This window comes from Georgenia satyanarayanai (assembly GCF_023715365.1).
In the GTDB taxonomy this organism is placed as follows: domain Bacteria; phylum Actinomycetota; class Actinomycetes; order Actinomycetales; family Actinomycetaceae; genus Oceanitalea; species Oceanitalea satyanarayanai_B.
Window position 1 is genome coordinate 67,857 of sequence record NZ_JAMBNZ010000008.1, and the last position, 26,341, is coordinate 94,197.

The 26,341-nt window shown below is 71.7% G+C and carries 21 protein-coding genes; 13 read left to right on the forward strand and 8 right to left on the reverse strand.

Annotated elements, in window-relative coordinates; genetic code table 11:
* The first annotated feature begins 1 nt into the window (after position 1).
* Positions 2–1,480: a glutamate--cysteine ligase gene (locus M3148_RS11200; protein ID WP_251304786.1), complete on the forward strand. Its 1,479-nt coding sequence runs from the start codon at positions 2–4 to the stop codon at positions 1,478–1,480.
* An 87-nt stretch (positions 1,481–1,567) separates the two neighbouring features.
* On the opposite strand, the gene M3148_RS11205 is transcribed toward M3148_RS11200, so the two are convergent.
* From M3148_RS11205 to uxaC, 3 genes are read right to left on the reverse strand one after another with little or no spacing between them, the layout of a single operon-like run.
* Positions 1,568–3,088 carry a gluconokinase gene (locus M3148_RS11205; RefSeq protein WP_251304787.1) on the reverse strand — a complete coding sequence of 507 codons (1,521 nt, stop codon included), beginning with the start codon at positions 3,086–3,088 and terminating at the stop codon, positions 1,568–1,570.
* A gap of 2 nt (positions 3,089–3,090) precedes the next feature.
* Entirely contained in the window at positions 3,091–4,470 is a 1,380-nt protein-coding gene (locus tag M3148_RS18335; protein ID WP_251304788.1) for a mannitol dehydrogenase family protein, read from the reverse strand.
* On the reverse strand, positions 4,467–5,900 hold the full coding sequence (uxaC, locus tag M3148_RS11215) for a glucuronate isomerase (RefSeq protein ID WP_251304789.1): 1,434 nt from the start codon (positions 5,898–5,900) through the stop codon (positions 4,467–4,469). Before uxaC ends, M3148_RS18335 begins: the two co-directional genes overlap by 4 nt.
* A 140-nt stretch (positions 5,901–6,040) precedes the next feature.
* On the opposite strand from uxaC, the gene M3148_RS11220 reads away from it, so the two are divergent.
* The gene (locus tag M3148_RS11220; protein ID WP_251304790.1) at positions 6,041–7,357 is read left to right on the forward strand and encodes a lactate racemase domain-containing protein; all 1,317 of its coding nucleotides are present in this window, start codon (positions 6,041–6,043) and stop codon (positions 7,355–7,357) included.
* A 310-nt stretch (positions 7,358–7,667) separates the two neighbouring features.
* On the opposite strand, the gene M3148_RS11225 is transcribed toward M3148_RS11220, so the two are convergent.
* From M3148_RS11225 to M3148_RS11235, 3 genes are all read right to left on the reverse strand, one after another.
* Positions 7,668–10,313: a glycoside hydrolase family 3 protein gene (locus M3148_RS11225; protein WP_251304791.1), complete on the reverse strand. Its 2,646-nt coding sequence runs from the start codon at positions 10,311–10,313 to the stop codon at positions 7,668–7,670.
* A gap of 254 nt (positions 10,314–10,567) precedes the next feature.
* On the reverse strand, positions 10,568–11,962 hold the full coding sequence (gndA, locus tag M3148_RS11230) for an NADP-dependent phosphogluconate dehydrogenase (RefSeq protein WP_251304892.1): 1,395 nt from the start codon (positions 11,960–11,962) through the stop codon (positions 10,568–10,570).
* Positions 11,963–12,118: 156 nt separating this feature from the next.
* Positions 12,119–13,150 (reverse strand): LacI family DNA-binding transcriptional regulator, encoded by a 1,032-nt coding sequence (locus M3148_RS11235; RefSeq protein WP_251304792.1) that lies wholly within the window; start codon positions 13,148–13,150, stop codon positions 12,119–12,121.
* Between the two features lie 103 nt (positions 13,151–13,253).
* Here M3148_RS11235 and larE point away from each other — a divergent pair, with 103 nt between their 5' ends.
* From larE to nhaA, 7 genes are all read left to right on the forward strand, one after another.
* The gene (gene larE, locus M3148_RS11240) at positions 13,254–14,108 is read left to right on the forward strand and encodes an ATP-dependent sacrificial sulfur transferase LarE (RefSeq protein WP_251304793.1); all 855 of its coding nucleotides are present in this window, start codon (positions 13,254–13,256) and stop codon (positions 14,106–14,108) included.
* Positions 14,101–14,778 (forward strand): nickel pincer cofactor biosynthesis protein LarB, encoded by a 678-nt coding sequence (gene larB, locus M3148_RS11245; protein ID WP_251304794.1) that lies wholly within the window; start codon positions 14,101–14,103, stop codon positions 14,776–14,778. Before larE ends, larB begins: the two co-directional genes overlap by 8 nt.
* A 72-nt stretch (positions 14,779–14,850) precedes the next feature.
* Positions 14,851–15,867: a TRAP transporter substrate-binding protein gene (locus M3148_RS11250; RefSeq protein ID WP_251304795.1), complete on the forward strand. Its 1,017-nt coding sequence runs from the start codon at positions 14,851–14,853 to the stop codon at positions 15,865–15,867.
* A gap of 239 nt (positions 15,868–16,106) precedes the next feature.
* On the forward strand, positions 16,107–17,126 hold the full coding sequence (locus tag M3148_RS11255) for a TRAP transporter substrate-binding protein (RefSeq protein WP_251304796.1): 1,020 nt from the start codon (positions 16,107–16,109) through the stop codon (positions 17,124–17,126).
* Between the two features lie 36 nt (positions 17,127–17,162).
* Positions 17,163–17,783: a TRAP transporter small permease gene (locus tag M3148_RS11260; RefSeq protein WP_251304797.1), complete on the forward strand. Its 621-nt coding sequence runs from the start codon at positions 17,163–17,165 to the stop codon at positions 17,781–17,783.
* A complete protein-coding gene (locus M3148_RS11265) occupies positions 17,783–19,090 on the forward strand; it encodes a TRAP transporter large permease (RefSeq protein WP_251304798.1) in 1,308 nt (435 codons plus the stop codon). The genes M3148_RS11260 and M3148_RS11265 overlap by 1 nt, the downstream gene beginning before the upstream one ends.
* A gap of 130 nt (positions 19,091–19,220) precedes the next feature.
* The gene (nhaA, locus tag M3148_RS11270) at positions 19,221–20,435 is read left to right on the forward strand and encodes a Na+/H+ antiporter NhaA (protein ID WP_251304799.1); all 1,215 of its coding nucleotides are present in this window, start codon (positions 19,221–19,223) and stop codon (positions 20,433–20,435) included.
* Positions 20,436–20,445: 10 nt separating this feature from the next.
* Here nhaA and M3148_RS11275 read toward each other — a convergent pair whose 3' ends face one another.
* Complete coding sequence (locus tag M3148_RS11275) at positions 20,446–20,826, reverse strand: hypothetical protein (protein WP_251304800.1); 381 nt, start codon at positions 20,824–20,826, stop codon at positions 20,446–20,448.
* A 77-nt stretch (positions 20,827–20,903) separates the two neighbouring features.
* On the opposite strand from M3148_RS11275, the gene M3148_RS11280 reads away from it, so the two are divergent.
* The 4 genes from M3148_RS11280 to M3148_RS11295 all read left to right on the forward strand — a co-directional run bounded on the left by M3148_RS11280 (position 20,904) and on the right by M3148_RS11295 (position 24,601).
* Positions 20,904–22,133 carry an amidohydrolase gene (locus M3148_RS11280; protein ID WP_251304801.1) on the forward strand — a complete coding sequence of 410 codons (1,230 nt, stop codon included), beginning with the start codon at positions 20,904–20,906 and terminating at the stop codon, positions 22,131–22,133.
* Positions 22,134–22,272: 139 nt separating this feature from the next.
* Positions 22,273–23,304, forward strand: coding sequence for a glutathione S-transferase family protein (locus M3148_RS11285; protein WP_251304802.1), 1,032 nt, complete (start codon positions 22,273–22,275; stop codon positions 23,302–23,304).
* A 167-nt stretch (positions 23,305–23,471) separates the two neighbouring features.
* The gene (locus M3148_RS11290; protein ID WP_251304803.1) at positions 23,472–23,819 is read left to right on the forward strand and encodes a PadR family transcriptional regulator; all 348 of its coding nucleotides are present in this window, start codon (positions 23,472–23,474) and stop codon (positions 23,817–23,819) included.
* 23 nt (positions 23,820–23,842) lie between these two features.
* On the forward strand, positions 23,843–24,601 hold the full coding sequence (locus M3148_RS11295) for a hypothetical protein (RefSeq protein ID WP_251304804.1): 759 nt from the start codon (positions 23,843–23,845) through the stop codon (positions 24,599–24,601).
* A 1-nt stretch (position 24,602) separates the two neighbouring features.
* Here M3148_RS11295 and M3148_RS11300 read toward each other — a convergent pair whose 3' ends face one another.
* Positions 24,603–26,321, reverse strand: coding sequence for a hypothetical protein (locus M3148_RS11300; RefSeq protein ID WP_251304805.1), 1,719 nt, complete (start codon positions 26,319–26,321; stop codon positions 24,603–24,605).
* Positions 26,322–26,341 lie beyond the last annotated feature (20 nt).

Consider the following 26,341-nt stretch of genomic DNA (forward strand, 5'->3'; position numbering starts at 1 on the left):
CGTGGGTGAGGACATCTCCGGGACGACGTTCACGCGCGCGGACCACGCGAAGTACCGCGCGAAGATCCGCCGGTGCCTGGACACGCTGGAGGCGATGCTCGACGCGGGCGTCTTCGTCGAGGACGAGTGGCGCACGGGCCTGGAGATCGAGCTCGGGCTCGCCGGCGCGGACATGCGTCCGTTCCACCGCAACGCCGAGGTGCTCGAGCGCATCGCCGACCCGCTGTACCAAACCGAGCTGGGCAAGTTCACCATCGAGCTCAACGTCGAGCCGCGGCGCATCGACGGCCAGTCCCTCGAGCAGCTCGAGGCGGCGCTGCGCCACAACCTCAACCGAGCGCGGGACCGCGCAGGGGACGCCGGCGCCGAGCTCGTCATGGTGGGAATCCTGCCGACCCTGCCGGCGCCCCCGGCCGGGCGCAGCTGGTTCACCGAGAGCGACCGCTACGTCGCGCTGGACGAGGCCATCATGAACTCGCGGCGCGAGGACATCACGCTGCGCATCAACGGTCCCGAGCCGCTCTCGCTGACGATGGACTCGATCATCGCCGAGGCCGCGTGCACCTCCACCCAGCTCCACCTCCAGGTCACGCCCCGGCGCTACGCCGACTACTGGAACGCCTCGCAGCTGCTCGCCGGGCCCCAGCTCGTCATGGGCGCCAACTCCCCCTACCTCTTCGGCCACCACCTGCAGGCCGAGACGCGCGTGGAGACCTTCCTCCAGGCGACCGACACCCGGTCGGTCGAGCTGCGCAACCAGGGCGTGCGGCCGCGGGTGTTCTTCGGGGACCGGTGGATCACCTCGATCTTCGACCTCTTCGAGGAGAACGTCCGCTACTTCCCCGCGCTGCTGCCGGTGAGCAGCGACGAGGACCCGGCCGCGGTGCTCGCTGCCGGCGACACGCCGTCGCTGGCCGAGCTGCGGCTGCACAACGGCACCGTCTACCGCTGGAACCGGCCGATCTACGACGTCCAGGACGGTCGCCCGCACCTGCGGGTGGAGAACCGGGTGCTGCCCGCCGGGCCGAGCGTCCTCGACACCCTCGCCAACGCGGCCTTCTTCTACGGGATGGTCGTCGAGCTCGTCACCGACGAGCGGCCGCTGTGGTCCCGGATGTCCTTCGACGGGGCACGCGAGAACTTCCACGCCGCCGCGCGGTACGGGATCGACGCCCGGCTGTACTGGCCCGGCCTCGGTGAGGTGTCGGGCACCGAGCTCGTCCTCGACACGCTGCTGCCGATGGCGGCGCGCGGCCTCGAGCGGCTGGGCGTGGACGCCCCGGTCGCGGGGAAGTACCTCGACATCATCGAGGCCCGTGCCCGGCTGCGCCGCAACGGCGCCACGTGGCAGGTGGCCGCCGTCGAGGCCTACGAGGGGCGCGGCAAGGACCGCCGCGACGCCCTCCACCTCATGCTCGCCGACTACGTGAGAAACATGAACGGCGGAGACCCTGTCCACACCTGGAACGTCCCCACCTGACCCCAACACCCGCATATGCGGGAAATCTGCGGCTCCCCATGCGGATCGGCTGCAGGTTTCCCGCATATGCGGGTGTGGGGGCGGGGCTTACAGGCGGGGCTGGGTCTCTAGCGTCTCCAGGTAGCTCTGGAGCTCGTCGTAGGCGCCCAGGAGGTGGGCGGCCCGGGCTCGCAGGCCGGAGTACGTGAGGCGGTCGGCCTCGGAGACGCCGATCGGGTCGGCAACCTCGCCGGCGGGGCTGAGCAGCTCGAGGCCGGCGGCCAGCGAGTCGACCTGCCCGGTGGCGTACAGCGCGAGAATCGCCGAGCCGAGCGCGGAGCCCTCGGCGTCGTCGGTCGGGACGAGGGGGCGGCCGATCGTCGCCGCCATGACCTGGCGCCACAGGTCCGCGCGGAAGACCCCGCCGGTGCAGCGCACCTCGGTGACGGGAGTGACCGTGTCGAGGACGTCGACGAGGCTGGACATCTGCAGCGCCACCCCCTCGATCGCCGCGCGGATGAAGTGCCCGCGGCCGTGGGCGTGCCGCACGCCGAGGTAGGACCCGGTGAGCTCGGGATCCCACAGCGGCGCCCGCTCACCGAGGAGGTAGGGCAGCATGATGAGCCCGTCGCTGCCGGCGGGCACGGCGCCGGCCATCGCCATCACCTGGAGGTCGCGCAGCGGCCCGGCGGGAACGTCCGGCGCGTAGACCTCACCGGCCCAGCGGGCCACGACTCCGCCGTTGCTGATCGCCGCGCCGACCACCCAGGCGTCGTCGGCGAGGGCGTAGCAGAACAGGCGCCCGTCGGCGTCGAGCTTGGGCGCGTCGACGACCGTCCGCACCGCGCCGCTCGTGCCCATCGACAGCCCCGCGATCCCGGGCTCGATCGCCCCGGTGCCGAGGTTGCCGAGCGGCCCGTCGGTCGCACCCGCGTTGACGGGGATGCCCCCGGGCAGTCCCACGCGCAGGCCCGCCTCACGGGAGAGGTCGAGCAGCGCCGTCGTCGCAAGCACCTCGGGCAGCTGCTCGCGGCGCACCCCGGCCAGCGCCAGGGAGGAGTCGGCCCAGGTGCGGGTGGACAGGTCGAGCAGCCCCGAGGCCGAGGCCGTGGACAGCTCGGTGACGAGGCGCCCGGTGAGGTGGAGCAGGACGAGGTCCTTGAGCCCGATCCAGCGGTGCGCACGGGCTGCCGTGACGGTGTCGTGGCGGGCGAACCACATGAGCTTGACGAGCGGGCTCATCGGGTGGACCGGAGTGCCGGACAGGTGGAGGAGCTCGCGTGCCCGCCCGGCGGCCCGCAGCTCGGCGGCCTCGGCGTGCGCACGCGTGTCCGCCCACGTGATGATGTCGGTGACCGGGTGCAGGTCCTCGTCGAGACCGACGAGCCCGTGCATCGCGGAGCCAACCCCGATGACGTCGATCGCGCGGCCGGCGCAGGCCGCGACGACCTCCGCCAGGGCGCCGTCGACGGCGTCGAGCACCATCCGCGGGCTCTGCACCTGCCAGCGGGGTTGCGGCTCCGCGAGCCGGTACTCACGGAAGGCGGCCATCCGCCAGCCGGAGGTCGCGTCGACGGCGATGACCTTGGTGGTCGTCGTGCCGACGTCGATACCGAGGACGACGCCCATGCTCAGCGCCCCGTGCCCGACTCGAAGGACCGGAGCTGGTCGACGACGGCGGAGCGCAGCTCGGCGTCGTCGGCGAGGTCGGGGGCGAGCTCGCCGAGCACGGTGCGCACGGCCTGTTCCTCGTCCCCGGCCGCCAGCTGCTGCCAGCGCTCGGCCGCGACGTCCTTGACCGGCACGCCCGCCCCGCGCAGGTGGGCGACCCAGGCGGCGACGGCGACGACGGCGCCGTGGGGCAGCCGCCCGGCACCGCGCTCGGTGCGCAGCACCGGGACGTGGCGCACGGGCAGCTTCTGCGAGCCGTCGGCGGCGATGCGGCCGAGGATGTCACGCATGCGGGGGTTGGCGAAGCGCTCACGCAGCGCCTCGCGGTAGGCGGCGACGTCCTCCGCGGGGACGTCGAGGCTCGCCTCGGCGTCGTCCCACAGGCGCTCGACCCACGCGCGGAGCTGCTCGTCGGCAAAGGCCTCGTCCACGGTCTCGTGGCCGAGGATCGGCCCGGCGTAGGCCATGAGGGAGTGCGCGCCGTTGAGGAGGAGGAGCTTGCGGCGCTCGTAGGGCTCGACGTCCTCGACCAGCGTGACGCCGGCGGCCTCCCACTGCGGCCGGCCGGCCGGGAAGCGCCCGGCGATGACCCACTCGGTGAAGGGCTCGGTCGCGACGGGCGCGGCGTCGACGACGCCGAGCTCGCGCTCGACGAGCTCGGCGGTCTCCGGGCCGACGGCCGGGGTGATCCGGTCGACCATCGAGCTGGCGAAGTCGACGTTCTCCTCGATCCACGGCAGCAGGTCCGGGTCGATGAGCCCGCCGAGGTCGCGCACGACGCGGCCCACGACCTCACCGTTGCCGGGCAGGTTGTCGCACGGCAGCACCGTGATGGCACCACCGTCGGCCGCCTGGCGGGCGATGAGCCCGGCGACGAGCTTGCCGGGCACCGTGGTGACGGGCGCGACCGGGTCGCGGCGCAGGGTCTCGACGTCGGCGAGGACGTCGGGGTTGTCCCGGTCCAGCCCGCCGTCGGAGCCGCGCAGGTAGCCCGCCTCGGTGACGGTCGCCGTGACGACGGCGACGGCGGGGTCGCGCAGGTACCCGAGCCAGGCCGCGTGGTCGGCGGCGGCGTGGACGGCGCTCACCGAGGTGACGACCTCGAGCTCGTCGCCCTCCGCGCCGCGCACGACGAGCGTGTACAGCCCGTCCTGCGGGGCGAGGGCGCGGGCGGCGTCCGGGCGGCGGCCGGTGAAGGCCGCGATGCCCCACTGAGCGCCGTCGGCGGCGTGCATCGTGTACCAGGCCTGGTGGGCGCGGAAGAAGTTGCCCAGGCCGAGGTGCGCGATGCGGACGGGCGGCGCCACCTGGTCGGGGCCGCGGCTGAGTCGCTCGCTCACAGCTTGAACACCTTCTTCGGGATCGTCGTGACGAGGTCGAGGGCGGTGGCCAGGGCCTCGTCCTCGGTGAGGCGGTGCTGCGCGACCAACTCTGCCAGGTACGCGGCGTCCAGTCGCCGGGACATGTCGTGTCGCGTGGGGATGGACAGGAACGCCCGGGTGTCGTCGATGAAACCCGAGGTCCGGTAGAAGCCGGCGGTCTCCGTCACCGCGCCGCGGAAGCGGCGGATCGCCTCCGGGGCGTCGATGAACCACCACGGCACGCCCACGTGCATCGATCGGTAGAACCCCGCCATGGGGGCCAGCTCACGGGAGTAGACGGTCTCGTCGATGGTGAAGACGACGAGGGTGAGGTTCGGGTGGTTGCCGTAGCGGGCGAGCAGCGGCTGCAGCGCCTTGGTGAACTCGACGCTCACGGGGATGTCCGAGCCGGCGTCGGCGCCGTAGCGCTCGAGGTTGTCGGTGTCGTGGTTGCGGTAGACGGCCGGGTGCAGCGTCATGACCAGACCGTCCTCGGTGGCCATGCGCGCGGTCTCGCTCATCATGTGGCGGTGGAAGGCGCGTCCCTCCTCGACAGTGGCCTCCCCGCGCAGCGCGGCGGCGTAGATCCGCTCGGCCTCCGCGAGCTCGAGCGGCTCGGTCCCGGCGTCGGCGTGCGAGTGGTCGGAGGAGACGGCGCCGTGCTCCTTGAAGTAGCGGCGGCGGCTCTCGAGGGCCGCGATGTAGCCGGCGTAGTCACCGGTGTCGACGCCGGAGACCTCGCCGAGCTGACGGGCGAGGTCGGCCCAGCCCGGGCGGGCGAGCTCGAGGAAGCGGTCGGGGCGGAAGGTCGGGATGACGCGCCCGGTGAAGGTGGGGTCCTCGGCCAGCGCCCGGTGCGGGGCGAGGTCGTCCAGGGGGTCGTCGGTGGTGGCGAGCACCGAGATCCCGAAGCGCTCGAAGAGCGCGCGTGGGAGGAACTCGGGCCGGGTGAGCGCCTCGGCGATCTGGTCGTAGATCGCGTCGGCCGTCTCGGCGCTGGGGACCTGGGTGATGCCGAAGACCTCGACGAAGGTCGTGTCGAACCAGTACTTCACGGGCGTGCCGCGGAAGAGGTGGTAGTTCTCGCACAGGATCCGCCAGGCCTTGCGGGCGGCGGCCTCGTCCAGCTCGACCGGGCCGTCCGGCCCGCGCCCGAGGTCGCTGAGCTCGGCGCCGCCCGCGTGGAGCATGCGCAGCACGTAGTGGTCGGGCGACAGGAGCAGCGACACCGGGTCCGCGAAGGGCTTGTTGTCCACGAGCCACTGCGGGGGCACGTGGCTGTGCGGGGAGATGATCGGAAGGTCCTTGGTCGCGGCGTAGAGCCGGCGAGCCACGTCCCGCACCTCCGGCTGCGTCGGGAGGAGGCGGTCGGGATGGACGTCGAGGGACGCCTGCGTGTCAGCGCTCATGGCGCCATCGTCCCGATACCCTCCGCCGTCGGCAATGAAGTTGCCAGCCCTTGCCACTCGGTTGCCAGCGGTTGCCGCCGCACCCCGGTTTCTGCGCCTCCCCACCTGACTGCACGCCACCGCAGGGCTACGGTCGAGCCATGACGTGGTTCAAGGAGGAGGCCCGGTTCATCTCGCGGCCCCAGATCGAGGCGATGTGCGACCGGCTGCTGGACGAGGCGAAGGAGCGGCTCGGCATCGCCGAGTACCGGCGGGTGCTGCTCCTGCCCCCGGACCTCACCCGGGCGCACTCGGGCACCGGCTGGATGACCGAGTACCTCTACCACCGCCTCGACGCGGCCGGTACCGAGGTGCACGTCATCCCCACGCTCGGGCAGCACGTCCCGCACACCCGTGAGGACAACGAGTGGATGTTCGGCTCGATCCCCGAGGAGCGCATCCACGCCCACGACTGGAAGAACGGCGTGACGAACGTCGGCACAATCCCCGCGGAGTTCGTCCGCGAGCAGACCGGTGGTGCGGTCGACTGGGAGATGCCGGTCGACCTCAACACGATGCTCGTCACCGAGCAGTGGGACCTCATCATCAACGTCGGGCACGTCGTGCCCCACGAGGTGCTGGGCTTCGCCAACCACAACAAGAACTACTTCATCGGGCTCGGCGGCAAGCGCCTGCTCGGCGCCTCGCACATGGCCTCGGCCGTGTACGGCATCGAGAACAACCTCGGCAACCTCCTCACCCCCGTGCGGGCCTGCTTCAACTACGCCGAGGAGCACTTCCTCGGCCACCTCCCCGACGTCTACCTCCAGGTCGTCATGGACTACGACGACGACGGGAAGCTCGCCCACACCGGCGTCTACGTGGGGGACGACCTCGAGACGTACTACGACGCCGCGCGCGCCTCCCGGGAGCAGAACTTCACGCTCTTCGACGAGCCGGCCGACAAGGTCGTCGCCGTCATGCAGGCCGACGAGTTCCGCGCGACGTGGGTGGCCAACAAGGCGGTCTACCGCACGCGCATGGCGATCGCCGACGGCGGTGAGCTGCTCGTCATCGCCCCCGGCGTCGAGCGCTTCGGCGAGCAGCCGGAGGTCGACGAGCTCATCCGCAGGTACGGCTACCTGTCCCAGGCCGAGGTCATCGACCTCTACCGGACGCAGGCCGACATGCAGGACATCCCGCACGGCACCGCGCACCTCGTCCACGGCTCCAGCGAGGGCCGCTTCACGATCACCTACGCGCCCGGGCACCTGGGCAAGGAGGAGATCGAGTCGGTCGGCTACCAGTACATGGACGTCGAGGAGGCCCAGCGCCGCTACGACCCGGCCGTCATGAAGGACGGCTGGAACACCATGCCCGACGGCGAGCGGGTCTTCTACATCTCCACGCCGTCCGCGGGCCTGTGGTCCACGCGGGAGAAGCTCGAGAACCGCGACACCGAGCTCCACACCGCCTGACCCACCACTTCGCCGACAGCTGACTTATACCGACTAGCGGGATTGTTTACACGCACCGGCCCCGCCATGGTCGCCCCTCCGGGTGACCATGGCGGGGCCAACTTCTACTTGGCTGAGCAATCCGGCAGCTGCACGCGTCCATCACTGACCAGGCCGTCCGGATCGTCACGTTGCCGAGAAGATTCCCGCTCTCGCGGACGATCCCTCTCTCGCGTGTAGTCCCGCTGTCGGTGACGGATGACGAAGGGCCCGCCAGCGGGTGCTGGCGGGCCCTCCTGACCTCAGGTCAGTGGCGGTCGAGCGAGGGTGCTCAGGCCCCGTTCGTCGTCGCTCGGCGACGGATGGCCACGAAGGCACCACCGAGCGCGAGCAGTGCCACGACGGCCAGGACGACCCAGCTGCCGATCTCGGCACCGGTCGAGGGCAGCGAGCCACCCGGAACCGCGGCGTCGTCCGAACCATCGTCGGTCGGGTCCGTGGCGCCGTTGTCGTCGCCGTCACCGGCGCCGTCCTCGTCACCGGAACCGTCGCCGTCGTCGTCCGGGGTTGTCGGCTCGGGGGCCGGCGTCGTCGGCTCGGGCCCGGGCGTCGTCGGCTCCTCGACGTCGTCGGCGTAGGTGAGGCCGTAGCCGAAGGGGTACAGGGCCCCGTCGGTGGTCTCGTCGTAGCCGGGGGTGTCGCTCTGCTGCTCGATGATCGCCTCGCGGGTACCCGCCAGGGCAAAGGGCATCTTGCCCTGCGGCGCGTAGTCCCCGGACAGGACGTCGAGCAGCGCGGTGTCGCTCATGCCGAAGCCGGCCAGGATGGCGCCGGCGTCACGCAGGCCGCTCGCCTCGTCCAGCACGTAGGGCTGGCGGAAGTAGACGTGGAGGATGACCTTGCTCGGGTCGTCGACCTCGGACATGACCTGCTGGATGGTGTCCAGCGAGGGCACGACCTCCCACGACTCTGCCCCCTCCATGCCGGAGAAGTCAAGGATGCTCGACTCCCACGGGTAGGAGCCGCCGAAGCGCAGGCCGTTGTCGGTGCAGGAGGGGTTCTCCGCGCCGGCAGCGTTGTGGACGCACGCGTCCGCCGCGCCCCACAGGCTCTCGCCGTCGAGGCCCGGGATCCCGTCGATGGCGCTCGGGTTGACGCCGTGCTCGGGGTTGAGGCCGGACTCCGCACTGTTGCTCACGTAGTCGCCGGCACTCGTGCGGGCCGTCATCGAGATGAGGACGTAGTCGCTGTCCTCGGCGCTCGGGCGGGTCTCGCCCTCCTCGACGTTGCCGTTGGTGACGCCGTAGCCGCGGGCGGCGACCGTCTCCTCGTTGAAGTCACCGAGGATGTAGACGTCGGAGCCGTCGGCGAGGGGCAGCACCGGGCCCTCCTCGGTCTCCGCGTTCTCGAGCAGGACGAGCGACTTGCGCTGCAGGTCCAGGCCCACCTCGCGGTTGGCCTCCGAGCCGATCGTCGCGGTGGCGACGTCCGGGTCGACGTAGGGGTTCTCGAAGAGGCCCATGAGGAACATCGGCTCGAGCAGACGCTCGGCGGCGAGGTCGATGCGCTCCTCGCTCACCAGGCCGTCGTCGACCAGGTCGATGATCGTCTGGACGTTGTTGAAGCCCGACAGCGTGTCGGTGCCACCGTTGACGGCCGCGGCGACGCGCTCGGAGACGCTGGCGCCCTCGAGGCCCCAGGCGCGGTCGTTGATGATGCCGGTGTCGGAGTTCACGTAGCCGCCGAAGCCGAGCTGCTCGCGCAGCAGGCCGTTGACGATGGAGTCGGAGAAGGCGAAGCCGGTGAGCGGGTAGTCGCCCGCGCCGCCAACCTCCGGGACGTCCACGGGCACGCCGTAGTACGGCATGATCGAGGAGACGCCGGCGTCGATCGCGGCCTGGAAGGGCAGCATGTGCTCCTCGAAGAAGCCGCCGGGGTAGACCTGGGCCTTGCCGAAGGAGTAGTGCGGGTCCAGACCCAGCTCCTGCGGGCCGCCACCCGGGAAGTGCTTGAGGGTGAGGGCGACGCGGGTCTCGGGGGTCAGCGCCAGGCCGTTGTCGTTGTTGTCGACGAGCGGGCCCTGGAGCGTCTGGACGAGGGTCTCCATGATCGCGGCCGCGTGCTCGGCGTCCTCGGTGAAGGTTTCGTGGGTGCGGTACCAGCGCGGCTCGGTGGAGAGGTCGGCCATGTAGCCGTACATGCCGCGCAGGCCGATGGAGGCCCACTCCTCGCCCATGACGCCGGCGAAGTCCTCGACGACGGCCATGTCACCCGTCGTGGGGACCTCGCCCGTCGCGAGGGACTCCTCCCCCAGCGCCGCGGCCGCGATGCCGGCCTCCTTGGGGAAGGCGCTGAAGGCGCCGGCCGACTCGTTGATGCCGGCGCGCGCGTCCGGGTCGATGTGGTTGCGCGCGTTGGACTTGAACAGCGCCGGGATGCCGAGGCGGGTGGCCTCGCTCATCTCCTGCACCGAGTTGGTGAAGCCGGCAGCCTCGGCGGGCGTCACCGACGTGGAGGCCTGGAACCCGCCGGCGGAGGCGCCGCACTGAGCGTCGTCCGGGCCCGTCACCGTGTTGCGGAAGACGAAGCGGTGCATGTGCTGGGTGTTGACGAAGTTGTCGGCGGAGGGCGGGACCGTGCCCCGGATGCCGTCCTCGCACGCCGCGTTGAGCGTGTCGATGAGCATGAGCCCGGCCTTCTCGTCCAGCTCCATCTGCGCGACCAGGTCGGCGACGCGCTCGTCGACGGGCAGGCGCCAGTCCTCGTAGGCGTCGAGCTCACCGTCCTTGCTGAGGTCGCGGAACTCGTAGCCGTCGACCTCGATGATGTCCGTGACCCGGCTCTCGAGCACGGGCTGGTCGAGCTCGGGCGCCGGGACGGTCGCCGCACCGGCGCCGACCGTGAGCGTCAGTGCCAGTGGCGCCGCCGCGGCGACGGCCACGGCGGTCCGCAGCCCCACACGTGGGCTTCGAGACATTCTTCCTCCTCATGTTCACGTCGTCGTTGACGATGTCGTCAGCGACGGGACGTCGCGCAGCTGCGCGACCCGGCCGACGGCGGCGCGTCCCCGCGCCCCCCGGCCATCGCTCGATCGTCGCTGTGGCCCGCGCCACCCGACGAGGAGTTGCCGGATGTTGCCGCCTGTTCAGACCAGCTCAGTGGCGGGATGCCGACGGCCCCGCCGAGCCGGGGCTCGACGGGGCCGTGAGGAGGGCCAGAGAGAGCGCGGGGCTAGGCCTGCGCGGTCTCGCTGCGGTCCCCGGACCACTCGGTGTGGAACGTCCCGGGACGGTCGACGCGGTTGTAGGTGTGCGCGCCGAAGAAGTCGCGCAGCCCCTGGACGAGGGACGCCGGCAGACGCTCGGCCCGCACGGTGTCGTAGTAGGCCAGGGCGGCGGAGAAGCCGGGGACCGGAACACCCGCCGCGACGGCGTGGGTGACCGCCGCACGCCATCCCTGCTGGCTCGACTCGAGCCCGGCGGCCACCGACGGGGCCTCGAGCAGGGTGGTGAGGTTGCCCGCGGCGTACTCGGAGCGGATGCGCTCGAGGAGACGGGCACGGATGATGCAGCCGCCGCGCCAGATCTTGGCGACCTCGGCGATGTCGATGTCCCAGCCGAACTCCTCGGAGGCGGTCCGGATCTGGTCCAGGCCCTGGGCGTAGGCGACGACCTTCGAGGCCCACAGGGCCTGGCGGACGTTCTCCACGAGCTCGGCGCGGACACCGGTGTCGACGGCGGAGCGGGCGGGGCCCTGCAGGGCGGCGCGGGAGGCCTCGCGCAGCGCGGTGTGGCCGGAGGTGGACCGGGCGAAGACGGACTCGGCGATCGTGTTGACCGGCACCCCGAGCTGGAGCGCGATCTGCACGGTCCACTGCCCGGTGCCCTTCTGGGCGGCGGCGTCGGCGACGACGTCGACGAACGGGCGGCCGGTCTCGGCGTCGACGTGACGGAGCACCTCGGCGGTGATCTCGATGAGGTAGGAGTCCAGGTCACCGGTGTTCCACTCGGTGAAGACCTCGGCGAGCTGCCCGGCCTCGAGGCCGGCGGACCGCAGGACGTCGTAGGCCTCGGCGATGAACTGCATGTCGGCGTACTCGATGCCGTTGTGCACCATCTTGACGAAGTGGCCGGCGCCGTCGGGGCCGATGTGGACGCAGCAGGGCTCGCCGTCGACCTTCGCGGAGATGTCCTCGAGGATCGGGCCGAGGGTGACGTAGGACTCCGCAGGGCCGCCGGGCATGATGCTCGGACCGTTGAGCGCGCCCTCCTCACCACCGGAGATGCCGGCGCCGACGAAGTGCAGGCCCTTGTCGCGGAGGTAGGACTCGCGGCGGCGGGTGTCCTCGTAGTGGGCGTTGCCGCCGTCCACGATGATGTCCCCCTCCTCGAGGAGCGGGATGAGGGACTCGATGACGGCGTCGGTCGGGCCGCCGGCCTTGACCATGATGATCATCTTGCGGGGGCGCTCGAGGCTGGCGACGAAGTCCGCCAGCTGCTCCGACGCGACGAAGGTGCCCTCGTCGCCGTAGGCCGAGACGAGCTCCTCGGTCTTGGCGAAGGTGCGGTTGTACAGCGCCACGGTGTAGCCGTGACGTGCCAGGTTGCGGGCGAGGTTGCTGCCCATGACGGCGAGTCCGATGACTCCGATCTGCGCGGAGGCAGTCGCCTTGTTGTCAGTCACGTGCTGGTCCTTTCATCGGCGGCTTTGTGACGCTACGGCCCCCAGTATGGCGGCAGGCCCGCGCCCGGCCGCAGTGGTGTCCATGAGTTGCCACGGCTCTCAGGACCGCATGAGCCGGCCCCTGCCGGCGCGGGCGGTGGAGTCCCGCGCGACGAGCTTGACCGGCAGCACGACGGGCTGCTCGCTCGAGCGCGCCCCTCCGATGATCGCGATGAGGTTGCGCACCGCCGTGGCGCCCTGGAGCGACAGCGGCGATGCGACGGAGGTGAGGGCCGGGACGGTGAGCGCGCCGGTGCGGCTGTTGTCGAAGCCGACGACGCTCACGTCGCCGGGCACCGACACCCCCAGGGCGCGCAGCCCGCGGACGAAGCCGACGGCCATGATGTCGTTGAAGGCGACGACGGCGGTGCTCGGGTTCTGCGCCCACCGCCGGGCTGCCTTGGCCCCGCCCTCGACCGTCGGGGAGTTCGGGCCGATCCGGCGCACCCGCAGCTCCAGCTCCAGTCCCGCCTCCTCCAGGCCGCGCCACCGCACGCCGTCGGCCCACGAGGCCTCGGGCCCGGCGACGTAGGTGATCTCCCGGTGCCCGAGCTGCCCGAGGTGCTCGGCCGCGCGCCGCACCCCGCGCGCGCCGTCGGTGAGCACGCTGGGCAGCCCGCTGACAACCCGGTTGAGGACGATGACCGGCCGCTGCTTGGCGATGGCCCGGATGCCGGAGTCGGAGAGCCGCGGACTGGTGAGGACGAGCCCGTCGACGGCGCCGAGGAACGTCGAGGCGGCCTCCCGCTCACGCAGGTAGGACTCCTGGGCGTCGAAGAGCAGCATCGTGTAGCCGGCCGCTTCCGCCGCGGCGGAGGCCCCGCGGATGACGTCGACGAAGAGCGGGTTGCCGATGTCCGCGACGACCATGGCGAGGAGCCGTGTGTTGACCGCGCTGAGCACGGGAGCCACCGAGGAGCGCCGATAGCCCAGCGTGGCGGCCGCGGCGCGGACCTTCTCGGCCGTCGCCGCGCTCACGCGCCCCGGCCGGGCCAGGGCTCGCGACACCGTGGACGGCGCGACCCCCGCGGCCTTCGCGACGTCGTAGATCGTCGGGGCCCGGCCAGAGTCGGTCTCTCCCTCGCTGTCCATACCGGCCAACGGTAAGGTCACAGGGCAACCGGTGGCAACGAGTTGCCACGCCGCCTCCCGGCTCGCACACACTGGAAGCTCACGTGCACGAAGGAGCAGATCCATGACGACGACGACGGCGGTACCCGGCCTGAGCGGACCGGCGGCACAAGCCGCGACGGCGGTCGGGCAGCTGCTCGCCGGCCACGCGCCCCTGGGCGTGGCGTACTCCGGCGGCGTGGACTCTGCGACGCTCCTCGCCCTGGCGGTGCGCACGCTCGGGCCGACGAACGTCGTCGCCGTGCTCGGCGTCTCCCCCAGCCTCGCCACCGACGAGCGGGCCAGGGCCCACGAGACCGCCGCCGTCATCGGCGCGCGCGTCGTCGAGATCGAGACCCACGAGGGCGAGTCGGAGGCCTACCGCGCCAACGGACCCGACCGCTGCTTCCACTGCAAGGACGAGCTCTTCGCGCGCATCGACGACGAGCTCGTCGCCGAGCTCGGACTCGCCGCCGTCGCCTACGGCGAGAACGCCGACGACGCCGAGCGGCCCGACCGGCCCGGTGCCCAGGCCGCGACGAACCACAGCGTGCTGCGCCCGATGGCCGAGGCGGGGATGACGAAGGCGATGGTGCGGGAGGTCGCGCGGGCCCTCGCGGTGCCGGTCGCCGACAAGCCCGCCGCACCGTGCCTCGCCTCGCGGATCCCGCACTTCGAGGAGGTCACCCCGGAGAAGCTGCGGCAGGTGGACCGCGCCGAGGGGGCGCTGCGCCGCCTCGGGTTCACCGACTGCCGCGTGCGTCACCACGGTGACGTCGCCCGGATCGAGCTGCTGCCCGATGAGCTCCTCACCGCCGTCCAGCGCCGCGAGGAGGTGGACCGCGCCGTGCGCGACGCCGGCTTCCGCTTCGCCGCGCTCGACCTGCGCGGCATCCAGTCGGGGGCCTTCACCCTGCCCCTGGTGTCCGTCCGTGGCTGAGGGCTGGGAGCCGGGCCCCGAGCTCGCGCGCGTCGCGCACCTCGACCACGACCGCGCCGCCCGGCGCGGCTACCCCGAGGCCGTGCTGTGCGAGCCGAAGAGCGTCGAGCAGGTCGCGCTCATCGCCGCGGAGGTCGCCGGGGCGGGCACGCCGACCCTCTTCACCCGCGCGACGCCCGAGCAGGCGGCCGCCGTCCTCGCCGCGCTGCCCGACGCGCACCACGACCCGGTCGCCCGGGTGGTGGCTTGGCCCGCCGCGGCGCCCGAGCCCACCGGGGGCCTCGTCGTCGTCGTCAGTGCGGGCACCTCCGACCTACCCGTGGCCCGCGAGTCCGAGCTCACCGCCCGCTACCTCGGCCGGCGGACCGAGCTCGTCGTCGACGTCGGCGTGGCCGGCCTGCACCGGGTGCTGGGGCACCTCGACCTCCTCCGCTCGGCGCGTGTCGTCGTCGTGGCCGCCGGGATGGACGGCGCCCTGCCGAGCGTCGTCGCCGGGCTGGTGAGCGCACCGGTCGTGGCCGTGCCGACGTCCGTCGGGTACGGCGCCGCCTTCGGTGGCGTCGCGCCGCTGCTGTCGATGCTCAACGCCTGCGCCCCCGGGGTCGCCGTCGTCAACATCGACAACGGCTACGGCGGTGGCCACCTGGCCGCTCAGATCGCCTCCTCCTGAAAGGCGCACGAAGCACGCCGATAGGCGAGAATCAACCAACAGATGGGCATGTGTGCCCGGGGGGAGGCACCCATGTCCCGACGAGCCACCGCCGCCGCCGCAGGCCTGACGCTGGTCGCGCTGGCCGCGTGCAGCGCCTCGCTCGAACCCGGCACCAACGACGGTGACGTGCTCCACCTCGCCCTCAACCAGACCGAGTCCCACCCCTCCTACATCGCGCTCAACGCCTGGGGCGAGTACATGGAGGAGCAGACCGAGGGCCGCTGGACCATCGACGTCTACCCCAACGAGACGCTCGGCGCCCAGGCCGAGGCGATGCAGCTCGTCTCCGACGGCTCGGTCGAGATGGCGATCGTCTCGGGCCCGCAGCTGGAGAACCTCAACCGCGACTTCATCGCCCTCAACCTCCCGACGACCTTCGACGACATCGACCACCAGATGCGCGTGGTCCACGACCCCACGATCGTCGGGGACCTGTACGCCTCCCTGGAGGAGACGAACAACTTCACCGTCCTCGGCGGCTTCACCCAGGGCTCACGCAGTGTCTACACGACCTTCGGGCGCGTCGAGACGCCCGAGGACCTCGCCGGGCAGAAGCTGCGCGTGCAGGAGTCCGAGCTCAACGTGGCGATGGCGCAGGCGCTGGGCGCCTCAGCCACACCGATGGCCTACGGCGAGCTGTACACGGGCCTGCAGTCCGGCGTCGTGGACGCCGCGGAGAACAACGAGGTCTCCTACGCCTCGCAGCGGCACTTCGAGGTGGCACCGTACTGGAGCTACACCAACCACCTCGTGGGCCTGGACTACCTGATCATCAATACCGACATGCTCGCCTCGATGACCGAGGAGGACAGGGCGGTCTTCGACGAGGGCTGGGAGCTCGCCCGGGCCGAGCACGTCGAGCTGTGGCTGCAGGCCACGCAGGACGCGGTCGCCACCGCGGAGGCCGGCGGTGCCACCTTCTACGAGGTCGACGACCAGGTCTTCTTCGAGGCGCTCGAGCCGCTGGCCGACCGCTTCCTCACGACCGACGACCAGTGGGCGATCTACGACGCGGCCCGGGCCGCCTCGACGGAGTCCGCAGGCTGATGGTGCCGGTCCCGACACGGCGAGGTGACGGACGGCAACTGGTGGCAACCGTTGCGGCCCTGGCCCCCGGACCTGAGTGAATGAGGCAACCCGAACGGGACCCCCGTCGGACGGCACGCCTCGTGACGAGGCACGGCACCGCCGCCCAGCCGCGAGGCTGGACCCCTCCCCCCACTGCACGGCGCAGCGCCGCACCACCGGACGACGAGGTCACTCACGACCGAAGGACGGAACACACCATGAGGCACCGGAAGAACACCGTGGTCATCGCTGGAGCGACCGCTGCGACCCTGCTCCTCGCCGCCTGCGGCGGCGGTGACGAGGGCGGCGCGTCCGCCGGTGGCGGCGAGGGCAAGACCATGCGCGTGGCCCTCAACCAGACCGAGGAGCACCCCTCGTACATCGCGCTCGACAACTTCGGTACCTACCTGGAGGAGAACACCGAGGGCTGGGACCTGGACGTCTTCCCGAACGAGACGCTCGGCGCCCAGGCCGAGGCCCTCCAGCTCGTCTCCGACGGCTCGGTCGACATGGCCATCGTCTCGGGCACGCAGCTGGAGAACCTCAACCAGGACTTCGTCGTCTTCAACCTGCCGAAGGTCTTCGACGACGTCGAGCACCAGATGCAGGTCATCAACGATCCCGAGATCACCGGCGACCTCTACTCCTCGCTCGAGGAGTCGAACAAGATCACCGTTCTGGGCGGCTTCACCCAGGGTGCCCGCTCGGTCTACAGCGACGCCCCGATCGAGACCCCCGCCGACCTCGCCGGCAAGAAGATCCGCGTCCAGGAGTCCGAGCTGCACATCGCGATGGCCGAGGCCCTCGGCGGCGCCGGCACCCCCATGGCATACGGCGAGCTCTACACCGGGCTGCAGTCCGGCGTCGTCGACGCGGCCGAGAACAACGAGGTCTCCTACTTCACCCAGCGCCACTACGAGGTCGCTCCCTACTGGAGCTACACGAACCACCTCGTGGGCCTGGACTACATGATCATCAACACCGACCTCCTCGACAGCATGTCCGAGGAGGACCGCGCGGCCTTCGACGCCGGCTGGACCGCTGCCCACGAGGAGCACACCCAGCTCTGGGCGGAGGCCACCCAGGAGGCCATCGACGGCGCCACGGCCGGTGGCGCCACGTTCTCCGAGGTCGACGACGCCGCCTTCGCCGAGCCCCTCGAGGCCCTGGCCGCGGAGTTCATCACCACGGATTCCCAGCAGGCGCTCTTCGACGCGGCGCGCGCCGCAGCGAACTGATGGACCGGCCGAGCCACACACAACTGGAGGTGAACCGTGGATAGCGCCAAGAAGGTCCTCGACACGGTCCTGTACTGGATCACCGTCGTCCTCTTCGCGCTGCTCGTCGTCATCGTGGTCTGGCAGATCTTCAGCCGCCAGGTCCTGGGCGACCCGAGCACGTGGACCGAGGAGGGGGCCCGGCTCACCTTCGTGTGGCTCGGCCTGTTCGCCTCTGCGTTCGTCTTCGGCGAGCGCGGGCACATCGCGGTCGAATTCGTCGCCCGCAAGCTCCCCACCGGCGGGGAGAAGGTGCTGGCGATCCTCGTCCAGCTCGTCGTCCTCGCCTTCGCCGTCATCGTCCTCGTCTGGGGCGGCTGGCGGGCGGCGGACAACGCGTGGCTCCAGAACCTCTCGGCGCTGCCGTTCACTCTCGGCCAGATGTATCTCGCGCTGCCGATCTCCGGTGTGCTCATCGCCTTCTACTCGCTGTACTACATCCAGGCGGTCGCCCGCGGCACACAGGCGCCCTACGGGGACCACAGCGACGAGGAGGACGGCGCCGCCGCCGGCAGCGAGCCGGAGGCCCTGCGCGCCGCGAACCTCGAGGTGGACAGCATCCTCCTCAAGCCCGACGACACCCCCGGTGACCGCCGGACCGACTCGAAGGAGGCGTGATGGACCCGGCAACGATCGCAGGTCTCATCCTGCTCGGCGGCATCGCCATCGGCATCGTCTGTTCCCTGCCGATCGCCATCGTGATCGGTACGGCCTCCTTCCTCGCAGCCATCCCGCTGCTCGGCCTCGAGCAGGCCGTGCTCGTCACCGCCCAGCGCATGTTCACGGGCATCAACTCCTTCCCGCTGCTTGCGATCCCGCTCTTTGTGCTCGCCGGCGTCATCATGAACAACGGCGGCATCGCCGGCCGACTGGTCGACGCCGCCAAGGTGCTCACCGGCCGTATGCCGGCGTCCCTGGCCCAGACGAACATCGTGGCCAACGCAATGTTCGGCGCCGTCTCAGGCGCCGCGGTCGCGGCAGCCGCCGCGGTGGGCAACGTCATGAACGAGCGCATGGTCAAGGAGGGCTACGACCGCCGCTTCGCGGCGGCCGTCAACGTCGCCTCCGCGCCCTCGGGCATGCTCATCCCGCCGTCGAACACCTTCATCGTGTACTCGCTCGTCTCGAGCACTTCGATCGCGGCACTGTTCATGGCCGGTGCGATCCCGGGCATCATGTGGGCTCTGGCCTGCATGGTCATCGTCTACGTCTATGCCAGGAAGCAGCCTGGAAAGCTCCGCTCCGCGGACCGGATCACCCCCAGGCAGGGAGTGCTCGTCATCTGGCGCGCCGTGCCCTCGCTGCTCATGATCATCATCGTCGTCGGCGGCATCCTCGGCGGCTACTTCACGGCCACCGAGTCCGCGTCCATCGCGGTGGTCTACTGCCTCGTCCTCTCGGCTGCCTACCGGAGCATCAAGGTTCGCGAGCTGCCCGGCATCCTCGTCGACGCGGGTCGCACGACGGCGATCGTCATGCTGCTCGTCGCGGTCTCCACAGCTCTGTCCTTCGTCATGAGCTTTGCCCGGATCCCGGACCTCATCTCCGACGCGGTGCTGAACTTCACCGACTCCGGCACCGTCGTGCTCATCATCATGATGATCATCCTGCTCATCGTCGGGACGTTCATGGACCCGACCCCGGCCATCCTCATCTTCGTGCCGATCTTCTTGCCGATCGTCACGCAGTTCGGGATCGACCCCGTGCACTTCGGAGCCATGGTCGTGATGAACCTGTCGGTCGGCGTCATCACGCCACCGGTCGGTAACGTCCTGTTCGTTGGGGCGCGCATCGCCCGGCTCCGCATCGAGCCGGTCATCACGAAGCTGTGGCCCTTCCTCGTGGCCATCATCCTCACGCTGTTCCTCGTGGTCTTCATCCCGCAGCTGTCGCTGTGGCTGCCCACCACGATGGGCCTCATGTAGCACCGACCGGTTCGGCCGGACACCCCGCTGTGGCCGGGAGGGCGCCCGCCCTCCCGGCCACAGCACCGTCCCGGTCCCGCCCGTAGACTTCCCGCCAGCGCCGCGTCCAGCCCGAGAGAGGCTCCTGCCCATGCCCACCCCGTCCACCACCCGCCGCGGTCCCGTCGGCGCGTACCGCGAGAAGCTGGGCAACGAGACGTTCGCGGGGATGGTGCTGCTCGTCGGCGCGCTCGTCGCGCTCGTGTGGGCCAACTCCCCGTGGCGCGAGGCCTACGCCTCGCTGTCGGAGACCACGGTCGGCCCGGCGGCGCTGCACCTCGACCTCACCCTGGCCGCATGGGCCTCGGACGGCCTGCTCGCCATCTTCTTCTTCGCCGTCGGCCTGGAGCTCAAGCAGGAGTTCGTCACCGGCTCGCTGCGCGACGCGCGCACGGCTGCCGTGCCCGTCATCGCCGCCTTCTTCGGGGTGCTGGGGCCCGTCGCGGTCTACCTCCTCGTCCAGGCGGTCACCGGCTCGGGGGTCTGGGACGGCTGGCCGGTGCCCGTCGCGACGGACATCGCCTTCGCCGTCGCCCTCCTGGGCATCTTCGGCCGGGGGTTCCCTCCCGCGCTGCGGCTCTTCCTCCTCACCCTCGCCGTCGTCGACGACCTCATCGGCATCGCCCTCATCGCCGTCGTCTTCGCCGACGGTCTCAACTACCTCCTGCTCGCCGCCGCGTTCCTCGCCGTCGCCGTCTTCGCGGTGCTCGTCCGTCGTCGCATCACCGCCTGGTGGGTGCTCATCCCCGTCGGCGTCGTCGCCTGGGCGCTCATGCACGCCTCCGGGGTCCACGCGACGATCGCGGGCGTGCTCCTCGGCATGGTGGTCCCCGCCGTCGCCCGTCCCGGTGAGGACGAGGACCTGTCCCACCAGTTCGAGCACAAGGTCAGCTGGGTCTCCTCCGGCGTCGTCCTGCCGGTCTTCGCCTTCTTCGCCGCCGGCGTCAACGTCGTCGACTCCGGTGGCCTGCTCGGCATCGTCACCGACCCGGTGTCCGTCGGGATCTCCCTCGGCCTGCCGCTCGGCAAGCTCATCGGCATCTGGGGCGGTACCGCGCTCCTCGTCACGCTCACCCCGCTCGCCCTCGGCAAGGGCCTCAACCTCAAGGACATGGTGGGGATGAGCCTGCTCGCGGGCGTGGGCTTCACCGTCTCCCTGCTCATCGCCCAGCTGGCCTTCGAGCCCGGCTCCGTCGAGAGCAGCCACGCCCGCGTGGGCGTCCTCCTCGGCTCACTGCTCTCGGCGGCGCTGGGCGGGATCGCGCTGCGGATCCGCGCACGCACCCGCGACGACATCGAGACCTGAGCCAGCCGGCTCAGTACATGAGCCGCCCGATCCAGCCCGCGATCGCGACGATGAAGGCGTAGACCCCGACGGCGAGCGCGGCGACGGCCGGCCAGCGCGGCAGGGCGCGCTGGGCGAGTGCGACGATGCCGAGGACGAGGGAGCCCACCGCGAGCACGAGGACGAGCATGAGCCCGATGGACTCGTAGGTGTCCCTGTTCGCCACGCTCTCCACGGTGATCGCGTAGACGATCTGCCAGGCCGTGAGCAGCCCCGCGACGGTGATGGCGATCCACCCCAGCCGGTTGCGGTCCGCCCGCTGCGGCTTGCGCGCCCCCCTGCCCGAGCTCCCCTGCGAGCCACCGGGTGTGGTGCCCTGTGGCGTCGTGCTTCCCGGCTCACGTGCGGCCATGTCGCATCTCCTCCCGAGACGGCACCGCGCCGCCTCCACCCAAGCCTGCCACCCCCGGCGGGTGATACCACTGGAGCATGACGACCTCTTCCCAGCCCCGCCGCACCCGCACCGCCTCCGTCGCCGTCACCGGTGGCTACGTCGTCCCCGTGGACGGTGAGCCCATCGAGAACGGCACCGTCCTCGTCGTCGACGGCGTCATCGCAGCCGTCGGGTCCGACGTCGAGGTTCCCGACGGCGTGCGCGTCGTCGACGCGACCGGCTCGTGGGTGCTGCCCGGCTTCGTCGAGTCCCACGCCCACATGGGCGTCCACGAGGAGGGCGAGGGCTGGGCCGGGGCGGACGTCAACGAGATGACCGACCCCATCGGCGCCGGGCTGCGCGCCCTGGACGCGATCAACATCGAGGAGGAGGGCTTCCGCGACGCCCTTGTCGGCGGGGTGACCTCCGCCGTCGTCAAGCCCGGCTCGGGCAACCCCATCGGCGGCCAGACGGTCGCGATCAAGACGTGGGGCGGGCGCACCGTGGACGAGCAGCTCCTCCGCGAGCGGGTCTCGGTGAAGTCCGCGCTCGGGGAGAACCCCAAGCGGGTCTACGGGGACAAGAAGGCGCTGCCCTCCACGCGGCTGGGCGTGGCCAAGGTGATCCGCGACGGCTTCGTCAAGGCGCAGAACTACGCCGCCACGCGCGACCACGCACTGGCCGAGGGCAAGCCGGTGGAGCGCGACCTCACCCTCGAGACGCTGGTCGCGGTGCTGGACGGCGAGCTCATCTGGGACCAGCACACCCACCGCCACGACGACATCGCCACCGCGATCCGGCTCGCCGAGGAGTTCGGCTACCGGCTCGTCGTCAACCACGGCACCGACGGTGCGCGCGTGGCCGACGTGCTCGCCGAGAAGGGCGTGCCGGTGATCTTCGGGCCGCTGTTCACCAGCCGCTCCAAGGTCGAGCTGCGCGACCGCGACATCGCCAGCCTCGCCCGCCTCGCCGAGGCCGGGGTGAAGGTCGCGATCACGACGGATCATCCTGTCGTCCCGATCAACTTCCTCGTCCACCAGGCGTCGCTCGCGGTCAAGGAGGGGCTGGACCGGGAGGTCGCGCTGCGGGCGCTGACGATCAACCCGGCCGAGATCCTCGGGCTCGACGACCGCGTGGGAGCGCTGCGCCCCGGGCTCGACGGCGACGTCGTCGTCTGGTCCGGCGACCCGCTCGACGTCTTCTCCCGCGTCCAGCGCGTCCTCATCACCGGCGCCGAGGTGTACTCCGCCGAGCACGGCGTCCACGAGCGCAGCGAGCGCTTCTGAGGCAGGGCGGCCGAGCCCGGGCCAGACTCGCCCGCCGCACCTTCCTTGCGTCGTACTTTTCACTCACCGCAGGGTGACGGAAAGGGCGACGCGTGATCGGGAAGGGCGACGCAACGAGGTGGGGGTTACGGTCGAGGGCATGGACGACGCGCACTCGACAGCCGGCAGCTACGTGGCCTCCGGGCAGGAGTTCACGCGGGACACGAACTACATCACCACCCGCATCACCCGCGACGCCGCGGACGGCTACCCGGTGGAGCCCGGCCGCTACCGGCTCGTCGCGGCGCGCGCCTGCCCGTGGGCGAACCGGACGATCATCGTGCGCCGCCTGCTCGGCCTGGAGGACGCGATCTCCCTCGGCCTGCCCGGCCCGACGCACGACGCCCGATCGTGGACCTTCGACCTCGACCCCGGCGGCCGCGACCCGGTGCTCGGCATCGAGCGGATCCAGGAGGCGTACCTCGCGCGCTTCCCGGACTACGCCCGCGGCATCACCGTGCCGGCGATCGTCGACGTCCCCACCGGGCAGGTGGTGACCAACGACTACGCCCAGATCACCCTCGACCTCTCCGCGGAGTGGCGCGAGCACCACCGCGAGGGGGCGCCGGACCTCTACCCCGAGCACCTGCGCGAGGAGATCGACACCGTCAACCGCCGCGTCTTCACCGAGGTGAACAACGGCGTGTACCGCTGCGGCTTCGCCGGCTCGCAGGAGGCCTACGAGAAGGCGTACGACCGGCTCTGGACGGCGCTGGACTGGCTGGAGGAGCGGCTCACGCACCAGCGCTACCTCGTGGGCGACACGATCACCGAGGCAGACGTCCGGCTGTTCACCACGCTCGTGCGCTTCGACCCCGTCTACCACGGACACTTCAAGTGCAACCGCAACAAGCTGAGCGAGATGCCGGCGCTCTGGGGCTATGCCCGCGACCTCTTCCAGACCCCCGGTTTCGGCGACACGATCGACTTCGAGCAGATCAAGCAGCACTACTACGTCGTCCACACCGACCTCAACCCCACCCAGATCGTGCCCGTCGGCCCGGACCTGTCCGGCTGGACCACCCCGCACGGCCGCGAGGTGCTCGGCGGGCGGCCCTTCGGCGACGGCACCCCGCCCGGGCCGGTGCGCGAGGGTGAGCGGGTGGACCCCGCCCACACGCCGCTGCGCTGAGGTAGCACCCGTCCGCCCGATCCCTCCCGACGGTCTCCCTCGCCAGGACCCGGCTCGCCTCCCTCCCTACGCGCCGGCATACCACACCTCCCGCCGGGCGACTGATGCACGTGCGTACCCAGACTGTCTACCTAGACAACCTGACTAGTTAGTGCCACCATCTAGTCATGAGCGCGAGACCCTCACGCAGCGAGTGGCTCCGCGGAGTCCTCGAGCTCTGCGTGCTCCGCACGCTGTCCCACGGGCCCACGTACGGGTACGCCATCGCCGCCGACCTCGCCGTGGCAGGCTTCGGCGACATCAAGGGCGGCACCCTCTACCCCCTGCTGGGGCGGCTGGAGAAGAACGCGCTCGTCACCGTCGAGTGGCGCGCGGGTGAGGGCGGCCCCGGGCGCAAGTACTTCGCCCTCACCGACGCCGGGCGCGAGGCGCTCGAGCAGGGCACCGCCCAGTGGCACGCCTTCGCGGCAACCGTGGCCGCGCACCTGTCGTGCGCGCCCGTCCCGACCACCTGACCCACGACTACACAGGAGACGACATGAGCAGCACGCCGAGCAGCGCCGCCGCCGAGGTGTGGCAGCGGCCCTTCGTCCGCGCCCACCAGCACTGGTGCGACGACTTCGTCCTCGAGCTTCGGATGCGTGACGTCCCGGGCCCGGTCATCGGAGACCGGCTCGCCGAGGTCGAGGCGCACTGCGTCGACAGCGGGGACAGCCCCGAGGAGACCTTTGGCAACCCCACCGAGTACGCCCGCCGGCTCGACCAGGACCGCTCACCGGAGCTCGTGGCGGGCGTGTGGCGGGTGGCGATCATCGCCGCGGTGCAGGTCGTCGCCCTCCTCGTCGGCACCTCCGCCGCGTCCGCGTGGGCGCGGGGCGAGGCGCTGTCCTACAACGCCGTCCAGCTCGGCGCCGTGGTCCTCCTCGGGGCCGTCCTGCTCGCCCTGCCCGTCCTCCTGCGCCCGCTCGTCGCGCGACCGTGGGCAGTGGGGGTGCCGCTGGCGCTTCTCACGACGACGGCGGGCGTCGGCGCGGCCGTGGCCGGACGGCTGGACCTGCCGGCGCTCGTCACGCTGCCGCCCGCAGCAGTCGCCGTCGCGCTCTTCGTCGTCGTCGTGGTCCTCGCCGTCCTCGAGCACCGCGAGCTGACGAGCGACGACGACACAGTCACCTCGCCGCTCCCGCCGGCGGACGCGCCCGCGGCACCGCGCCGCGGCCGCTTCGCCGCCCTAATGCCCCCCGTGCTCGTCCCGCTCGCCTACGTGGTCTTCGCTGCCCTTCCGTGGGTGCTGCACTGAGCTACTGGTAGGTGATGAAGTGGGGCACGGGGTCGACCTGGGAGATGGTCTGCTCCGGGGTGAGCATCGGGGAGTCCTCGTCGTAGAAGTTCTTCCAACCCCACCACTGGATGTCCGGGCCGTGCTCGTGGAGCGTGCGCCACGTGTCCTGCTTGGCGCCCTGGCCGCCCTGGCCGTCGGCGTGGACGAGGACGGCGAGCTCGCTGCGTGAGAGGTCCACCTCGGGCACGGTCTGGATCATCCGCACCTGGAACTGGTGGAGGACGAGCATCTTCTGCGGCAGGTCACGCTCGCGGGTGAAGTCGGCCAGCCAGTCGACCACCTCGTTGACCTCCTCGGCTGTCACCGAGCCGATGCGGACCATGTGCTGCTCGTCGGGCCCGAGGTTCCACTCCGGGTCCAGCGCCAGGCCGACGTGGGGCAGCTCGAGGAGCTCGGCGTAGAGCTGGGCCTGCTCGAGGAAGGAGGAGCGGCCGGGCTGGAGGTCGAGGACGACGTACTGGCCGGCCTCCCCCGCCGCCTCGACGAGCGGGCGCAGGTCCTCCGCGGGCCACTCGTTGGAGTAGTTGCCGTCGTCGCCCGCACTGGAGGAGGCGACCGTCGCGATGATCTCCAGGGCCGGGACGACGGTGTCGTCCACGAGCTCCTCGTAGGGCTGCGCGTGCTCCTGCGCGCGGGCGATCGTCTCCTCGGGGGCCTGCTCGCCCAGCACCCCGAGGGCGGGCGTCACCGGGCTGCCGTACAGCGCGACGTAGCGCTTGCCGGGGAAGACGAGCTGCCCGCCGCCGGGCAGCTCGACGCCGGTCACCGCGGTCGCGGCGCGCCAGGCGAGGGTCTCGTCGTCACCGAAGGCGTCCCCGAGCCCGACGACGTGCTCCGGTGCCGCCTCGCTCAGCGCGGTCACCGACTCGCTCGTGGCCCGCGGGTCCCCGCCGGGCACGACGGCGACGTCCGCACCGGCAGCGCGTGCGGTCGCCGTGGCCAGCAGCTCCCCGGGCGCGCCGGTCGTGAGGGCGAGGGTCCCGGTCACGGGCTCGGGCAGCTCGGTCGCCGGCAGCTCCTCGCCGTCGGCGGCCGGCTCGGACGTCGCCTCGGCGGCGGTCGCCTGTTCGGCGGTCGCGTCGTCCGCCGTCTGCTCGTCGGCGTCGTCCGTCGCGTCTGCTGCGGGGGCGAGCGGGGTGAGCGTCCCGCGCTCGAGCCCGACGACGGCGGCCACCTCCCCGCCGTCGGCCACCTCCACCGGCTCTCCCGCCTCAAGGCCGAGATGCTCGGCGAGCGCGGCGTCGTCGGCCGGGGCGGGGACGGCGACGACGTCGCCCAGCTCCTCGGGCAGGGTGGCGTCACCGACGGTGAGCACCCAGCCCGCGTCGAGGCGGTCGAGCTCCTCGGCGAGGGCGGCGGCGTCGTCGTCGAGGAGGACGGGGGCGCCGAGGGCGAGGCTCGCGCTGCCCGCCCGCAGCCGGGAGGCCGGGTCGGCGTCGTCGGCGAGGACGACGACGGGCGCGTGGGCGAAGAAGGTGCGGCTCGCGGCGAGGGCGAGCTCGCCGTCGGCGCCGGGAAGGACGTCGGTGGGGGCCGGCTGCTGGACCGACCCTCGCTCGGGGGTCGGCTCGGCGGTCGGGGACTCGGCGTCGTCGGAGCCGTCCTCGCTCGAGCAGGCGGCAAGGACGAGGCACACGCTCACGGCGAGGGCCGCGGCGCGGGTCGGACGTCGGCTCACGGGGAGGCCTCCAGGGGTCG

Bases quoted from the DNA above. Each gene is read 5' to 3' on its own strand.
- M3148_RS11205 (WP_251304787.1), bottom strand. From the start codon at position 3,088: ATGGGCGTCGTCCTCGGTATCGACGTCGGCACGACGACCACCAAGGTC.
- uxaC (WP_251304789.1), bottom strand. From the start codon at position 5,900: ATGAGCGCTGACACGCAGGCGTCCCTCGACGTCCATCCCGACCGCCTC.
- M3148_RS11220 (WP_251304790.1), top strand. From the start codon at position 6,041: ATGACGTGGTTCAAGGAGGAGGCCCGGTTCATCTCGCGGCCCCAGATC.
- M3148_RS11225 (WP_251304791.1), bottom strand. From the start codon at position 10,313: ATGTCTCGAAGCCCACGTGTGGGGCTGCGGACCGCCGTGGCCGTCGCC.
- gndA (WP_251304892.1), bottom strand. From the start codon at position 11,962: ATGGGCAGCAACCTCGCCCGCAACCTGGCACGTCACGGCTACACCGTG.
- M3148_RS11235 (WP_251304792.1), bottom strand. From the start codon at position 13,150: ATGGACAGCGAGGGAGAGACCGACTCTGGCCGGGCCCCGACGATCTAC.
- larE (WP_251304793.1), top strand. From the start codon at position 13,254: ATGACGACGACGACGGCGGTACCCGGCCTGAGCGGACCGGCGGCACAA.
- M3148_RS11250 (WP_251304795.1), top strand. From the start codon at position 14,851: ATGTCCCGACGAGCCACCGCCGCCGCCGCAGGCCTGACGCTGGTCGCG.
- M3148_RS11255 (WP_251304796.1), top strand. From the start codon at position 16,107: ATGAGGCACCGGAAGAACACCGTGGTCATCGCTGGAGCGACCGCTGCG.
- M3148_RS11265 (WP_251304798.1), top strand. From the start codon at position 17,783: ATGGACCCGGCAACGATCGCAGGTCTCATCCTGCTCGGCGGCATCGCC.
- nhaA (WP_251304799.1), top strand. From the start codon at position 19,221: ATGCCCACCCCGTCCACCACCCGCCGCGGTCCCGTCGGCGCGTACCGC.
- M3148_RS11275 (WP_251304800.1), bottom strand. From the start codon at position 20,826: ATGGCCGCACGTGAGCCGGGAAGCACGACGCCACAGGGCACCACACCC.
- M3148_RS11280 (WP_251304801.1), top strand. From the start codon at position 20,904: ATGACGACCTCTTCCCAGCCCCGCCGCACCCGCACCGCCTCCGTCGCC.
- M3148_RS11285 (WP_251304802.1), top strand. From the start codon at position 22,273: ATGGACGACGCGCACTCGACAGCCGGCAGCTACGTGGCCTCCGGGCAG.
- M3148_RS11290 (WP_251304803.1), top strand. From the start codon at position 23,472: ATGAGCGCGAGACCCTCACGCAGCGAGTGGCTCCGCGGAGTCCTCGAG.
- M3148_RS11295 (WP_251304804.1), top strand. From the start codon at position 23,843: ATGAGCAGCACGCCGAGCAGCGCCGCCGCCGAGGTGTGGCAGCGGCCC.